We start from the raw sequence: 13,097 nt of genomic DNA on the forward strand, positions 1-13,097 counted from the left end.
CTTTTTTCATGTTCATGCGCTTTGCAAGCCGACGGCGCGGTGTTAGCATCGTCGCGGGTCAACAGTTCACCCAGGCGTCGCCGGTGCCCTCACCACGCTAAACCTGTCTTGGCTAGACTCATCTCGCTTGGCTCGAACCCGTGCCAGGCCGTAAAGGCGACCGCGGCAGTCCATTCCGACCTTGGCACGACGACAGGATTCGAACCATGTCTCGTACGCTTTATCCCTTTTATTGCAGTGATATCTCCGCGCTGGCGCGTTCGCTCAAGCAGCAATGGGCGCAGGAAAGCGCTCCGCCCAGCCATGTGCACATTCTCAATATGCTGGCGCGTTCCGCTGGTTTTCAGAATTTCCAGCACTGGCGCGCGGAATGCGAACGTCCGGCTCCGTCAGCAGCTTTGTCCGCGGAGACGACGCGGCTGTTGCGTCATTACGACGCCGAGGGGCGCTTGACGCGCTGGCCGAAGAAGTTCAGCGAGCAGCGTCTCTGCCTATGGGCGTTGTGGGCCGGTTTGCCGCAGGGCGGACAATGGTCCGAGCCGGAGGTAAACGCCTTGATCCGCGCGGGCGAAGTCTTTGGCGATCATGTGCTGTTGCGGCGCGAGCTGGTGGAGCAGGGCTTGCTGGGGCGCACGCCGGATTGCCGGCGCTATTGGCGCGTGGAGCGGCAATTGACGGCGGAGGCGGGGGAGCTGGCAGCGGAAGTGAGCCGGCGTAGAGCCGGCCGTTGAGGCGTGATTGGCGGCGGTTGACGCCAGAGGCCGCCGCCGGCTGATTTACAACTGGGTTTTGATCGCCGCTTCCAGCTTTTTCTCGTCCAGCAAGCCGGTGAGCTTGGCGGCGATCTTGCCCTTGCGGTCCAGGATCAGGGTGTAGGGCAGGCCGCCGGTGGCGTTGCCCAGGCTGCGCATCAGGTTCAGGGTGTCGCTGTCGCCCAGCAGGATTGGGTAGCCTATCTTCAACTGGTTGACGAAGGCGCTGACTTCTTCTTTGTTGTCCAGCGCCACGCCCACCACTTCCACGCCTTTGGGCGCCAGTTTGGCGCGCAGGCGGTTCAGCATCGGCATTTCTTCGCGGCAAGGCCCGCACCAAGTGGCCCAGAAGTTCAGCACCGTGACCTTGCCCTTATAGGAGGCGATGGTGGCGTTGCCGCCTTGTAGCTTGGTGAAGTTGGTTTGTTCCAGCGTGGGCGCGGCCATGGCGGATAGCGGCAGCAGCGCGATCAGCGCGGGGGCGAGCAGTCGTTTCAGCATTGTGTTGAGCTTCCGGTAGGTGTTTGAAGTGTATTGGATATCCGACAAGGTCAAAGTTCTCGATGTGAACCAAACAAATGTTTCATGTTAAAATGGTCGATTGACCTTTTTGCGGAGTGGGCATGTCTATCCTCGTCTGCGGGGCCCTCGCATACGATACCCTGTTCTCGTTTCATGGCCGTTTTGATAGCCAGATCCTGCCGGATCAGCTGCACAAAATTTCCACGACTTTCCTGGCCCCGACCATGCGCCGCGAATTTGGCGGCATGGCCGGCAATATCGCTTACAGCCTGTGTCTGTTGGGCGAAACCCCCATCGTCATGGGCGTGGTGGGTGAGGATTTCGAGCCGTATCGCCAACATCTGAAACGCGCTGGCGTGGACGACCGCTTCATTCGCTTGATCCGCAAGCAGTATACCTCGCAGTGCTTCGGCATCGCCGACAAGGATGGCAATCAGTTGATGGCCTTCCATCCCGGCGCCATGGATTTTGCCATCGAAAACCACGTATCGGATATCCCGGACCCGATCGAGCTGGCGATTCTGTCGCCTGGAGGCTATCGCGCCTTCCTGCAGCATTCCAAGGAGCTGGCCGCGGCCGGCATTCCCTTCATCTTCGATCCGGGTCAGGAGCTGCCGCTGCTGTCGCGCGACGAGATCCACGAGATTGTAGAGCTGGCCAGCTATGTGGCCATCAACGATTACGAGAGCGAACTGATGCGCGAACGCGCCGGATTGTCGGTGGAGGATCTGCGCAAGAAGGTAGACGCGTTGATTGTCACCCGCGGCTCCAAGGGCGCTGAAATCTACGTCGGCGACACTGTGCACCTGATCCCGCGCGTGCAGATGCCGATCAAGCCGGTGGATCCGATGGGCTGCGGCGACGCCTTCCGCGCCGGCCTGCTCTACGGCATCAGCCGAGGCCTGGACTGGAAGATTACCGGCCGGCTGGCCAATGTGATCGGCGCGATCAAGGTCACCACTCCGGGTTGTCAGAATCACTTCTTCGACTGGGAGTCGCTGAAGGACTTGTATCAGCAGGCTTACGGCGAACCCTGGCCATTGTGACGAGGCGGCCGGTGGGCCAAACCGACAAGGACGCGCAAGCGTCCTTTGCTTTTTGACGGTCCCAACACAACAAGTCTTGAATTCATCCCGCGCCACCCCCACCATTAGCGAATTCAATTCGAAAACCCAAGGGGATTCCATGCCGCCCGTTCCGCATCTGGCAACCGCACTGACCGGCCCGCTTTACGAGCTGGAAAGCCGCATCCTGACTGCCCAGCCTCAGATCGAACACTGGTTCCGCAGTCAATGGCATAACCACGCGGCGCCGTTCTATGGCTCGGTGGACCTGCGCAACAGCGGTTTCAAGCTGGCGCCGGTGGACATGAACCTGTTTCCCGGCGGCCACAATAACTTGAACCGCGATTTTCTGCCGCTGGCGGTGCACGCCGCGCAAAGCGCGGTGGAAAAAGTGTGTCCGGAAGCGCGCAGCGTGCTGCTGATCCCGGAAAACCACACCCGCAACACCTTCTATCTGCAGAACATCGCCGCGCTGGTGCATATTTTCGAACAGGCCGGCCTCAAGGTGCGCCTGGGTTCGCTGAACCCGGAAATCACCGAACCGACCGAGCTGCAGTCAGCCAACGGGGACACCGTGCGGCTGGAGCCCATCGAACGCCGTGGCAACCGCCTGGTGCTGGCGGACGGCTTCAACCCCTGCGTGGTTTTGCTCAACAACGACTTGTCCGGCGGCATCCCCGACCTGCTCAAGGGCCTGGAGCAGAACCTGCTGCCGCCGCTGCACGCCGGCTGGGCGGTGCGCCGCAAGAGCAATCACTTCGCCGCCTACGACAAGGTGTGCGAGGACTTCGCCCGCTTGATCTCCATCGACCCCTGGACCATCAACCCGTATTTCGCCAGCTGTAGCGGCCTGGACTTCCACGCCCGCACCGGCGAAGAGCAATTGGCGGACGAGGTGTCGCGGATGCTGGACAAGATCCGCGTCAAATACCGCGAGTACGGCATAGACAACGATCCCTTCGTCATCGTCAAGGCCGACGCCGGTACCTACGGCATGGGCGTGATGAGCGTGAAGAGCCCGGACGAAGTGCTGGGCCTGAACCGCAAGGCGCGCAACAAGATGTCGGTGGTCAAGGAGGGCCTGGAGGTGTCCGAGGTCATCGTGCAAGAGGGTGTGTACACCTTCGAGACGGTGGAGGACGCGGTGGCCGAGCCGGTGGTCTACATGATGGACCGCTATGTGACCGGCGGCTTCTACCGTGTGCACACCGGCCGCGGCATCGACGAAAACCTGAACGCGCCCGGCATGCATTTCGTGCCGCTGTCGTTCGAAACCGCCTGCCTGCCGGACAAGCAGGGCACGCCGGACTGCGCGCCCAACCGTTTCTACTCCTACGGCGTGATTTCGCGGCTGGCGCTGCTGGCTGCCTCGCTGGAGCTGGAAGCCACCGATCCGGACGCCGAGGAATGAAAGCCTGGCTAAGCATGGCGCTGCTGGCGGCTACGGCCCCCGCGCTCGCCGACGAAGCCTTGACGCCGCAGGCGCTGGAGGAACTGGTGCAGTGCGCATCCTTCGAGCGCTACCAGGCGCTGCAACCGGCCTTGCTGGACGTGGTGTTCGACAAGGGGCCGGACTGGATACGCAAGAACGAGCGGGCCAGCACCCTGGGGGTTTACGCCTACGATCTGAAGCGGCCGATCCGGGTGTTCGGCGCGGAGACGACGCGGCTGGCGCTGCACAAGGAGTACGTGTCGGTGCCGCTGCCGTCTGGCTGGACGATGGCCGAGGCCGCGTCGCGGTTGCGGCTCAAGCGGGCGCCGATCAAGGCGGCGGAGCAGCATTACCGCTTTGTCGGTAATGACGGCCCGATGTTGTCCGCCTACGAGATGCCGGCCAATCCTCTGGCGGCGCTGCTGGGCGCGCCGCAGGGCGAGCCGCTGCGCTATCTGGGCTGTTCCTATAATGGGGCCAGCGAAGAAACCTTTCTTTCCGTTGCCGCCCAGGCCGACGAGATGATGCAAAAAGCGCGCGGCGACATGGAGCGCATGTTGCGCGACGTCGCCAAGCCTAGCGAGGACCAATAAACATGCGCATCCTGTTCATTGCCGATCCCCTGGATCACTTCAAGCTTTACAAGGACACCACCTTTGCGATGATGCAGGAGGCCGCCGCGCGCGGCCACGCCTTGAGCTTCGCTCAGGCTCATCAACTGTCGGTGGAGGGCGGGCGCGTGTTGGTGGACGCGCGCGATCTAAGCCTGACTGGCCAGTACGAGGGCGAGCACCCGGCCTGGTTCAAGCTGGGCGAGGTGCATCGCCAGCCTTTGCAGTCTTTCAGCGCAACCGTGATGCGCAAGGATCCGCCGTTCGACATGGAATACCTGTACGCCTCGCAGCTGTTCACGCTGGCGGAGGCGCAGGGGGCCAAGGTGTTCACCAGCGGTCAGGCCCTGCGCGATTTCAACGAGAAGCTGGCTATCTTGCAGTTTCCGGAGTTGACCGCGCCCACGCTGATCACCGGCGAATCGCATCGCTTGCGCGCCTTCGTCAATCAGCATCAGGACGTGATCCTGAAGCCGCTGGACAGCATGGGCGGGGACAGCATCTTCCGGGTGCGTCCGGACGACGCCAACCTGTCGGTGATTATCGAAACCATCACTCTGCGCGGCAAGCGAACGGTGATGGCGCAGCGCTACATTCCGGAAATCCGCGACGGCGACAAACGCATTCTGGTGATAGACGGGGTGCCGGTGGACTGGTGCCTGGCGCGCATTCCGGCGGCGGGCGAGACGCGCGGCAATCTGGCCGCAGGCGGTCGCGGCGAGGCGCGGCCGCTGACCGAGCGCGATCGCGAAATCGCCGAGACGGTGGGGCCGGAGTTGAAGAAGCGCGGCATCCTGCTGGCGGGCCTGGACGTGATCGGCAATTATCTGACCGAGGTTAACGTTACCAGCCCGACCTGCTTCCGCGAAATCATGGACCAGACCGAGATCAACGTCGCCGGTCTATACATCGACGCGCTGGAGCGGCGCTGCCAGCCGCACTGACGCCGCTGTTTCTCCATTTCGTCACGGCCGGCCGCGTTGCCGGCCGTTTTGTTTTTTATTGGCGTCATCTTGGGCTGGCATGCTGAGGCGCCGGCCGCCGCGCCAATCTTACGGACTCCCCCATGAAAGAAAGTCCATTCAAAGGCAAAACCGGGATTACCCGCCTGATCAACGCTTTCGGCTATTCGCTGGACGGCCTCAAGGCGGCATTCCGGCATGAGGACGCCTTCCGCCAACTGGTGTTGCTGGCGGCGGTGCTGATCCCGCTGGCCTTCGTCATCCACGCTCAGCCGCTGGAGCGTGCCTTGCTGGTGGCCAGCTCGCTGGCGACCCTGATCATCGAATTGCTGAATTCCGCGATCGAGGCGGCGGTGGACCATACCTCGCTGGAGAGACACCCGCTAGCCAAGCGCGCCAAGGACATGGGCAGCGCCGCCCAGTTGCTGGGCCTGATCAATCTGACCGCGGTGTGGTGTCTGGTGTTGTTTGGCTGAAGCGGGTAAGGTGACGGCTGCCTGAAACAAGAGGAAGCCGTCATGATGATGTCGCCAGTAGAGTCCGGAGTCGAGGAGTGGGTGTTGAACATCGTGCTCTGGCTCAAGCTGGGCGTGGAGGCGCTGGGCGCGCTGGTGATAGGCGTAGGCATCCTGGCCCTGGGCGTTCGCTATGTTCGCCGCTGCCTCAGCGCCAACCATGACGATTACAACCAGGTGCGGCTTAGCTTCGCCCGCTTCCTGGCGCTGGCGCTGGAGTTGCAACTGGCGGCGGATATTCTGTCCACAGCGGTGGCGCCCAGTTGGGACCAGATCGGCAAGCTGGGTGCCATCGCGGTGCTGCGCACCGCGCTCAATTACTTTCTGGGCAGGGAAATTCGCGAAGCCGAGGCTGCGCGTCAGACTAGTGATCTCCCTATCCACTGAGTCAATCCCGGTTTGGTGGCGTCTGCTGCGTGCCTGGCGCTTCTGCGTTTCCCTAATGTCTTTCCTGATCGTTCGGTCAGTTTGATCTAAGCGCAGTCAATTCTTGCTGGTGATATGTGGCGTAAGGTATATGCTTATGCCATACAAAAGCGAGGTCAAGGATGCCGCGGCTGGCTGGCGTGGTGAATCTACTTTGCCCGCGTGCCATGCCTGTTATCGGGTGAGTGTTTTCTCTTAAATCCGTGTGAATAGGAGTTTAACTCATGAACGATAAAGTAAACGAGGCAATAGTTTCTCCCCCCAATATCGGTGATATCGACGGGCTGTGGCAGGCGGCAATCAACTATCGCTTGAATGGCGTCAATGATGTTCAGGCGATGGATCATATCTATGATGCGCTGCCGGCAAGCCTAGGATTTCAGGATATGGCAAACGTCTTCAGCGGTGTTTACTGTGATGCTTACTGGGAAACCGACCGCGAGAAACCGGCCATCCTTGCTCAGCATATGACCCAGGCTTTGTCTATTGCCCTGACTTCGTCCACCCAGTACGCCAATAAGGCGATGCAACAGTGGCGAGGTGTTTTATGCCGTAAGAACTTTGGCGATAACGGGGTGATCCCAACCATAGGGGCTTATACCGACTCCCCTGATATTATTTGTAATCAGGACGTGGAGCTACCGCCGGCCAAGTTGATTGATAATTGGAATACTGAATTCTGGAAAGTGCCCAAGGTTGGGAAGAACTATATCTACACGCGGTGCCAGAATAAGTCATTCTTCGGCAAGATCAATGACTCCAAGGTGAGGATGTACTACGCCAATGGCGGCTTCAACCAGCCGCCGTCGTCTTGGATACAGTGTTTGACCGTGAGCGGCAAAAACAAGGATGGCAAGGTGTTGAACCGGGATGGTCGGAATGCGATTCTGACTGTGGGCGAGCGCGGCGCCTCTGAAGCCTTCATGCTGGATTTGAAGTCTACGCAGCATATTTGCCTGATTGCTACCGTCAGCTACCCCTTTTTCACTGAAAATAATCCCTTGCAATTTTCTGAGGGCAACTGGAATTCCGTGCAATGGATTCTTTATAACGGCGCCGGGGCATGGCGTAATGTGACACCTGTATCCAAGAGCGGGGGGGAGGAATCCCTGACGTTCCATAACCAGGATTCCACGCCTGAGCAGTTCAGCTTCAGCATGAGGTGTCGCCGGGTGCCGGAAGGCTCCACCTTGCGGATGTATTCCGACGATCCTGTGGCTTCTTTTGACACCCGACGAGTGAAAGTGCTGAGAAGCAGCCAGGAGCTCAATATTGCGGTTCAGTTGCCGCCGCACTACGCCGGTCATATCAAGGTGCAGTTGGAGGGGCCGGATGGCAAGCCATTGCCCAGCAGCGCTGCGGTGCAGATTTGCATGCATTGGTGCGTGCCGCATTCGAGTCCCCATTATCTGCGGGCGGCAGCGATGTTGGGGGCCTTGGAGGCGGTGCCGACCTTGCAGAGCCTGCAGTTGCCGGTGGGCTACTTCACGTTTGTCGGCGCAGGAGACTAGACTCGCGCAATAAACAACAGCCCTGCACGGAAAACCGTGCAGGGCTGTTGTCGCAAGCGCGGGCCGTGTTAGCCCGGTTCGGCTTCCTTGCCTTCCGGCGGCGCGATCACCTCGCTATAGCCGCATTCCTTCTGCGGGCAGACTTTTTCAGTGCCGCGGCGCTTGGTGGTCTTGATGGTCAGGATGGGCCAATTGCATTTCGGGCAGGGCTCGGCCACCGGCGGGTTCCAGGTGGCGTATTTGCACTTGGGATAGGTATTGCAGCTGTAGAAGAGCTTGCCGTAGCGGCTCTTGCGTTCGATCAGCTGGCCAGCCTTGCATTCCGGGCACTCCACGCCGGTTTCGCGAGGCTTTTCCAGCGGTTCGATGTGCTTGCACTTCGGATAGTTGGCGCAGCCGATGAACTTGCCGTAGCGGCCCTTCTTGATGTGCAGTTCGCCGCCGCATTCCGGGCAGCTGCGGCCCTCGATCACCGTCGGCGCTTCCGCTTCCTCCGCAGCCTGCTCGGCGGTTTCACCCATATTGCGGGTGTAATCGCAGTCCGGATAGCCGGTGCAGGCGATGAAGCGGCCGCGTTTGCCGAACTTGATGGACAGCGGCTTGCTGCATTTTGGACAGGCTTCGTCCAGGCTCTCGGTAGTGACTTCGGCGCGGGAAATGCTTTCCTTCTCGGCGATCTGCTTGGAGAAGTTTTTCCAGAAGCTGTCCATCACCGGGACCCACTCGCGTTGGCCATTGGCCACTTCATCCAGCTGGTTTTCCAGCTTGGCGGTGAAGTTGTAGTCCACGTATTGCGCGAAGTGTTCGGTCAGGAATTTATTGACGATGTCGCCGGTATCGGTGGGCTGGAAGCGCTTCTTGTCCAGCACCACGTATTCGCGGTCTTTCAGCGTCGAGATGATGCTGGCGTAGGTGGACGGACGGCCGATGCCGAACTCTTCCAAAGCCTTCACCAGCGAGGCTTCCGAGTAACGCGGCGGCGGCTGGGTGAAGTGCTGGGTGCCGTAGAGCTTGTCCACCGGCAGGGTCTCGCCCTCTTCCAGCAGCGGCAGCTTGGCGTTGTCCTCGTCCTCGGCGTCGTCGACGTCTTCTTCATACACGGCGAGGAAGCCGGCAAAGGTCTGCACCTGGCCGGTGGCGCGGAACACGCCTTCGCCGACGGCGATGTCGATGCTGGTGGTGTCGAACTTGGCCGGGGCCATCTGGCAGGCCAGCGTCCGCTTCCAGACCATGTCGTAGAGCTTGAACTGGTCCGAGGTCAGGAAGGGCTTGACCATGTCAGGGGTGCGCAGAATGGACGTGGGGCGGATCGCCTCGTGCGCCTCCTGGGCGTTCTTGGACTTGTTCTTGTAGGCCACAGGGTTCTTCGGCAGATAATCTCCGTCGAATTTAAGGCCGATATAGCCGCGGATTTCCTCCACCGCCTCGTTCGCCAGCGCCACCGAGTCGGTACGCATATAGGTGATCAGGCCGACGGTACCCTGGCCGATATCAATGCCCTCGTACAGCTGTTGCGCGGTGCGCATGGTGCGGTCGGTGGTCATCCCCAGCTTGCGCACGGCTTCCTGTTGCAGCGTGGAGGTGGTGAACGGCGCGGCCGGGCTGCGCGATTTCTTTTTCTTCTCGATGCTGCTGACCACCGCCGGGTGGCCTTCCAGCCTCGTCAGGATGCTGGCCTGTTCGGCTTCATTGGGGATGTCGAACTGTTCCAGCTTCTTGCCGGCCATCGTGGTCAGCTTGGCGCCGAACTTGGTGCGGCCCTTGTGGCTGTCCAGATGCACCGACCAGTATTCCTGCTCGACGAAGGCGCGGATCTCGTTCTCGCGCTCGCAGATCAGCCGCAAAGCCGGGCTCTGCACCCGGCCGGCGGACAGGCCGCGGCGGATTTTCTTCCACAGCAGCGGCGACAGGTTGAAGCCCACCAGATAGTCCAGCGCGCGGCGGGTCTGCTGCGCGTCCACCAGGTTTTGCGCGATCTCGCGCGGGTTCTGGATCGCTTCCAGCACCGCGTTCTTGGTGATTTCGTGGAACACCACGCGCTGAGCGGTCTTGTTTTTCAGCAGCTTCTTGCCGTTGAGGATCTGCACCAGATGCCAGGAAATGGCCTCGCCTTCGCGGTCCGGGTCAGTTGCCAGGTAGATGTGCTGGGCGTCGCCCACCGCTTTGACGATGGCGTCGACGTGCTTGCTGTTGCGCGCGATCAGCTGGTATTTCATGGCGAACCCTTTTTCAGGGTCCACCGCGCCATTCTTGGGCACCAGATCGCGGACATGGCCGTAGGAGGCCAGGACTTCAAAGTCCGAGCCTAAATATTTCTTTAGCGTTTTCGCCTTGGAGGGCGATTCGACGATCAAGAGACTGGTGGGCATATTATCTTTTCGTATGTGCAATCGCCGGCGTGCCGGCCGGTCCGTCCAGACCGGGCGCTTCTGCGGAGCGGCAGAAGGGCGCCTGGCCCGTGCGTGGGCTGCTGCGTTCCCGTCGACAAGGGGATGAGGGCTTCATCCTAAAATTTCGCGCCGACAGAAAATATATTCGTCAAATAAAACAAGAGCGCAAGAGCGCTCTTGGATTGGACGCCGGCAGCGGCGTCCAAGGGCGGCATGTTAAGCCCGCTCCATGAGGCTGACAAGTCATTGCATGGTGGGTTCGCCATGCACGGCATCCAACAACGCCTCGCCCAGCAGAATGGGCAGTTCCGCTTGTTGCGCCCACAACACCATCAAGGCCACCAGCTTGGCGCTGCCGACGTTGATGTCGTCGCTGTGCAGTTCCATCAGGCGGTCGATGACCATTTCGCGCTGCGCGGGCGTCAAGGCGCCGTGGTCCTCCAGAAACTGAAGCAGGCCGCGCACGTCGGCGGGTAGGTGCTCCAGTTCGTCTTCGGCGTAAACACGCATGCCGCTGGCTTCGTTGGCGCCGACGTAGACGCTGTCGTCCAGGCCGCTGATGCCGTCCAGCCAATCCAGCGCGTCGTTGATCTCCTCGTCCTCGAAACCGGCGGCCTCCAATTGGCGCATCAGCACGCCGCGGTCGCCGAAAGCGTCCGGATCGCGGAATTGTTCAAACAGGAAGGCGAGTACGTCAAACATCAATCTATCTTCTTAAAGTGCGGGTTAGCGCGGTTCAGCCCAGGTTCAGGCGCTGAAAAAGCCCGCCGGGATGGCTGGCCACCAGGCCGGCCAGCTCAAGTTCGAGCAGCATCGCGTAAAGCTCCCCCACAGTCAACCCGAGCGTGGTCGAAAGCGCATCCATACTGATGGGGTCAAATCCCATGGCTTCAAGCAGCGGCGATTCCGCGGTGGGGGCCGCCGGTTTGGCGCGGGGGCGTTTGCGTTGCAGCCTGCCGACTTCGTCCAGCACGTCGTCCACGGTTTCCACCAGCTTGGCGCCGTCCTTGATCAGCCGGTGACAGCCGCGAGACTGGGGGTTGTGGATGGAGCCGGGGATGGCCATCACTTCGCGATTGTTCTCCATCGCCAGCCGCGCGGTGATCAGCGAGCCGGATCCGGTGTTGGCCTCCGCCACCAGGCAGCCGCGGCTGAGGCCGGCGATGATGCGGTTGCGACGCGGAAAATGAGCGGCCAGCGGTCCCATGCCCAGCGCGAACTCGGACAGAATCAGGCCTTCCTCCGCGATGCGGTGCGCCAACTGGCGGTTGCTGGCCGGATAGACTCGGTCTATGCCGGTGCCGACCACCGCGACGGTGGAGGACGCTTGTCCGAGCGCGCCGTGATGAGCCGCGGCGTCTATGCCGCTGGCCAGGCCGCTGACGATGCAATAGCCGTGTTCGGCCAAGTCGCGGGAGAAGTTCTCCGCGTTCTGCTTGCCCTGAGGCGTGGCGGCGCGGCTGCCCACGATGGCGAGCATGGGTTCGGCCAGTAGTTCGCGCCTCCCGCGGGCAAACAGCAGCGGCGGCGGCGCGTTGGATTCGGCCAGTTGCGGCGGGTAGTCGTCGTCCAGCAGCGACACCAGCTGGCAGCCTGGCGTCTGCGCCCACTCTAGCGCCGCTTCGGCGGAGGCGGCGGCCTCGCGACGCTGCAGGGCTTCGGCCGCTTCTTTGCCGATCAAGGGCTCCGTTTGGCGGCTGTTGGCGTTTAGAGCGGCGTCCGCGCCGCCGAAGGCGTCGATCAACCGGAGAAAGCCGGCCGGGCCGATGCCGGGCGTCAGCGCCAGCAGCAGCCAGTCGTGCGGCGGAGCTTTCATTCTTGCTCGGGGCTGGCCACGCTGTCGCCCACGTAGATCGGCCCGCGGCTGTCCAGCACCAGCGCGTAGGAGACTTTGTCGAACACGCGGTAGACGAAGGCGTTGCCGGCGCGTTCCGCCGGCAGCGTCACCGTGCGCTTGCCTTGTTCGTCCTTGATTTCCAGCGGGCGTCCTTTTTTGAACAGGCCGAACACATGGCCATTTTCGACGCCCTGCGACTGGCCCAGATTGAGTACAATAGTAGAGTATTGGGCCGCGCCGTCCACGCCGTTGTAGACCGAGACCACCTTGCCGCTCAGATGGGCGTCGGCCGGGTGCGGCGCGTAGTTGTTGAAGTTTTGCAGCGGCGCGCGCATCAGGTGGTCGCCCACCAGGATTTCCTCGCTGACGCTCCGGACTTTCAGAGTCTGGACTTCGCCCTGAGGCTTGTCCGCGGTCAGATCGCCGCTGTAAGTCGCCTCCACGCCCAGCACCTTCTTGGTGTCCGGGTCCAGCAGCGGCTTGCCCAGCCGGTAAGCCTGCCAGGTGCCGGCCTCGTTGACGCCGGTGGCGTAGACGCGGTCTCCGGTGGCGACGGTGAGATGCTCCTCCGGCCCGGCGATCAGCTTGGGCGACTGCAGGAACTGCGCCATGTCCACCACCAGCGGCCGTTTGAGGAAGGGCTCGATCGCCGAGGCGGGAATGCTGGCCACCGCCTGGTCCAGCATCTCGACGCGGGCTTGCGGCGACAGCTTGACTTCGCGCTGAGCGCCGCGAGCCAGCGATAGCCGCGGCTGGCCGTCCACGTAGTCCAGCGCCAATACGTCGCCCGGGTAGATCCAGTGCGGATTCTTGATTTCGCCCTGGTTCATCCGCCACAGGCGGGGCCACTTCCAGGGGCTATTCAGGTAGCGCCCGGAAATGCTCCACAGCGTGTCGCCGCGCTTCACGGTGTAGCGGCTGGGCGCATCCGCTTTCAGTTGCAGGTCTGCAGCGAAACCGGGCATGGCGAACCCGAGGGCCAAGGCGAAGGATATAATGCTTTTACGCATGGGAAATGCCCCAATATGAAGGTGGACGGACACCTGCGGGGGGTGACCCGCATGCAACGAATCGC

Annotated in this window: 13 protein-coding genes; 8 read left to right on the forward strand and 5 right to left on the reverse strand. The window is 61.6% G+C overall.

Annotated features, from left to right (window positions below):
• Positions 1–206: 206 nt before the first annotated feature.
• On the forward strand, positions 207–731 hold the full coding sequence (locus GYH29_RS01490; RefSeq protein ID WP_161523086.1) for a DUF2087 domain-containing protein: 525 nt from the start codon (positions 207–209) through the stop codon (positions 729–731).
• Between the two features lie 45 nt (positions 732–776).
• Here GYH29_RS01490 and GYH29_RS01495 read toward each other — a convergent pair whose 3' ends face one another.
• Entirely contained in the window at positions 777–1,253 is a 477-nt protein-coding gene (locus tag GYH29_RS01495; protein WP_039756458.1) for a TlpA family protein disulfide reductase, read from the reverse strand.
• A 122-nt stretch (positions 1,254–1,375) separates the two neighbouring features.
• Between GYH29_RS01495 and GYH29_RS01500 the strand changes: the two genes are divergently transcribed.
• From GYH29_RS01500 to GYH29_RS01530, 7 genes are all read left to right on the forward strand, one after another.
• Positions 1,376–2,320 carry a carbohydrate kinase family protein gene (locus GYH29_RS01500; protein ID WP_019103990.1) on the forward strand — a complete coding sequence of 315 codons (945 nt, stop codon included), beginning with the start codon at positions 1,376–1,378 and terminating at the stop codon, positions 2,318–2,320.
• A gap of 139 nt (positions 2,321–2,459) precedes the next feature.
• Positions 2,460–3,749 (forward strand): glutamate--cysteine ligase, encoded by a 1,290-nt coding sequence (gshA, locus tag GYH29_RS01505; protein WP_019103989.1) that lies wholly within the window; start codon positions 2,460–2,462, stop codon positions 3,747–3,749.
• Positions 3,746–4,363, forward strand: a complete 618-nt coding sequence (locus tag GYH29_RS01510; RefSeq protein WP_019103988.1) for a hypothetical protein — start codon at positions 3,746–3,748, stop codon at positions 4,361–4,363. The genes gshA and GYH29_RS01510 overlap by 4 nt, the downstream gene beginning before the upstream one ends.
• Positions 4,364–4,365: 2 nt before the next feature.
• The gene (gshB, locus tag GYH29_RS01515; RefSeq protein WP_081546886.1) at positions 4,366–5,325 is read left to right on the forward strand and encodes a glutathione synthase; all 960 of its coding nucleotides are present in this window, start codon (positions 4,366–4,368) and stop codon (positions 5,323–5,325) included.
• A 122-nt stretch (positions 5,326–5,447) separates the two neighbouring features.
• Positions 5,448–5,819, forward strand: a complete 372-nt coding sequence (locus GYH29_RS01520) for a diacylglycerol kinase (protein ID WP_107732954.1) — start codon at positions 5,448–5,450, stop codon at positions 5,817–5,819.
• Between the two features lie 42 nt (positions 5,820–5,861).
• Positions 5,862–6,245, forward strand: a complete 384-nt coding sequence (locus GYH29_RS01525; protein WP_019102176.1) for a DUF1622 domain-containing protein — start codon at positions 5,862–5,864, stop codon at positions 6,243–6,245.
• A 263-nt stretch (positions 6,246–6,508) separates the two neighbouring features.
• Positions 6,509–7,795, forward strand: coding sequence for a hypothetical protein (locus tag GYH29_RS01530; protein WP_043592349.1), 1,287 nt, complete (start codon positions 6,509–6,511; stop codon positions 7,793–7,795).
• A gap of 68 nt (positions 7,796–7,863) precedes the next feature.
• Here GYH29_RS01530 and topA read toward each other — a convergent pair whose 3' ends face one another.
• From topA to GYH29_RS01550, 4 genes are all read right to left on the reverse strand, one after another.
• On the reverse strand, positions 7,864–10,164 hold the full coding sequence (gene topA, locus GYH29_RS01535) for a type I DNA topoisomerase (protein WP_043592348.1): 2,301 nt from the start codon (positions 10,162–10,164) through the stop codon (positions 7,864–7,866).
• 264 nt (positions 10,165–10,428) lie between these two features.
• Positions 10,429–10,887 carry a DUF494 family protein gene (locus GYH29_RS01540; protein ID WP_019103374.1) on the reverse strand — a complete coding sequence of 153 codons (459 nt, stop codon included), beginning with the start codon at positions 10,885–10,887 and terminating at the stop codon, positions 10,429–10,431.
• A 34-nt stretch (positions 10,888–10,921) separates the two neighbouring features.
• Complete coding sequence (dprA, locus tag GYH29_RS01545) at positions 10,922–12,001, reverse strand: DNA-processing protein DprA (protein ID WP_043592347.1); 1,080 nt, start codon at positions 11,999–12,001, stop codon at positions 10,922–10,924.
• On the reverse strand, positions 11,998–13,032 hold the full coding sequence (locus tag GYH29_RS01550; RefSeq protein WP_043592346.1) for a LysM peptidoglycan-binding domain-containing protein: 1,035 nt from the start codon (positions 13,030–13,032) through the stop codon (positions 11,998–12,000). The genes dprA and GYH29_RS01550 overlap by 4 nt, the downstream gene beginning before the upstream one ends.
• Between the last annotated feature and the right edge of the window lie 65 nt (positions 13,033–13,097).

It is taken from the genome of Chromobacterium haemolyticum, from assembly GCF_009936155.1.
Classification (GTDB): Bacteria; Pseudomonadota; Gammaproteobacteria; order Burkholderiales; family Chromobacteriaceae; genus Chromobacterium; species Chromobacterium haemolyticum.

Excerpts from the sequence above, each read along its gene's own strand:
- GYH29_RS01490 (WP_161523086.1), top strand. The coding sequence starts at position 207 with ATGTCTCGTACGCTTTATCCCTTTTATTGCAGTGATATCTCCGCGCTG.
- GYH29_RS01495 (WP_039756458.1), bottom strand. The coding sequence starts at position 1,253 with ATGCTGAAACGACTGCTCGCCCCCGCGCTGATCGCGCTGCTGCCGCTA.
- GYH29_RS01500 (WP_019103990.1), top strand. The coding sequence starts at position 1,376 with ATGTCTATCCTCGTCTGCGGGGCCCTCGCATACGATACCCTGTTCTCG.
- gshA (WP_019103989.1), top strand. The coding sequence starts at position 2,460 with ATGCCGCCCGTTCCGCATCTGGCAACCGCACTGACCGGCCCGCTTTAC.
- GYH29_RS01510 (WP_019103988.1), top strand. The coding sequence starts at position 3,746 with ATGAAAGCCTGGCTAAGCATGGCGCTGCTGGCGGCTACGGCCCCCGCG.
- gshB (WP_081546886.1), top strand. The coding sequence starts at position 4,366 with ATGCGCATCCTGTTCATTGCCGATCCCCTGGATCACTTCAAGCTTTAC.
- GYH29_RS01520 (WP_107732954.1), top strand. The coding sequence starts at position 5,448 with ATGAAAGAAAGTCCATTCAAAGGCAAAACCGGGATTACCCGCCTGATC.
- GYH29_RS01525 (WP_019102176.1), top strand. The coding sequence starts at position 5,862 with ATGATGATGTCGCCAGTAGAGTCCGGAGTCGAGGAGTGGGTGTTGAAC.
- GYH29_RS01530 (WP_043592349.1), top strand. The coding sequence starts at position 6,509 with ATGAACGATAAAGTAAACGAGGCAATAGTTTCTCCCCCCAATATCGGT.
- topA (WP_043592348.1), bottom strand. The coding sequence starts at position 10,164 with ATGCCCACCAGTCTCTTGATCGTCGAATCGCCCTCCAAGGCGAAAACG.
- GYH29_RS01540 (WP_019103374.1), bottom strand. The coding sequence starts at position 10,887 with ATGTTTGACGTACTCGCCTTCCTGTTTGAACAATTCCGCGATCCGGAC.
- dprA (WP_043592347.1), bottom strand. The coding sequence starts at position 12,001 with ATGAAAGCTCCGCCGCACGACTGGCTGCTGCTGGCGCTGACGCCCGGC.
- GYH29_RS01550 (WP_043592346.1), bottom strand. The coding sequence starts at position 13,032 with ATGCGTAAAAGCATTATATCCTTCGCCTTGGCCCTCGGGTTCGCCATG.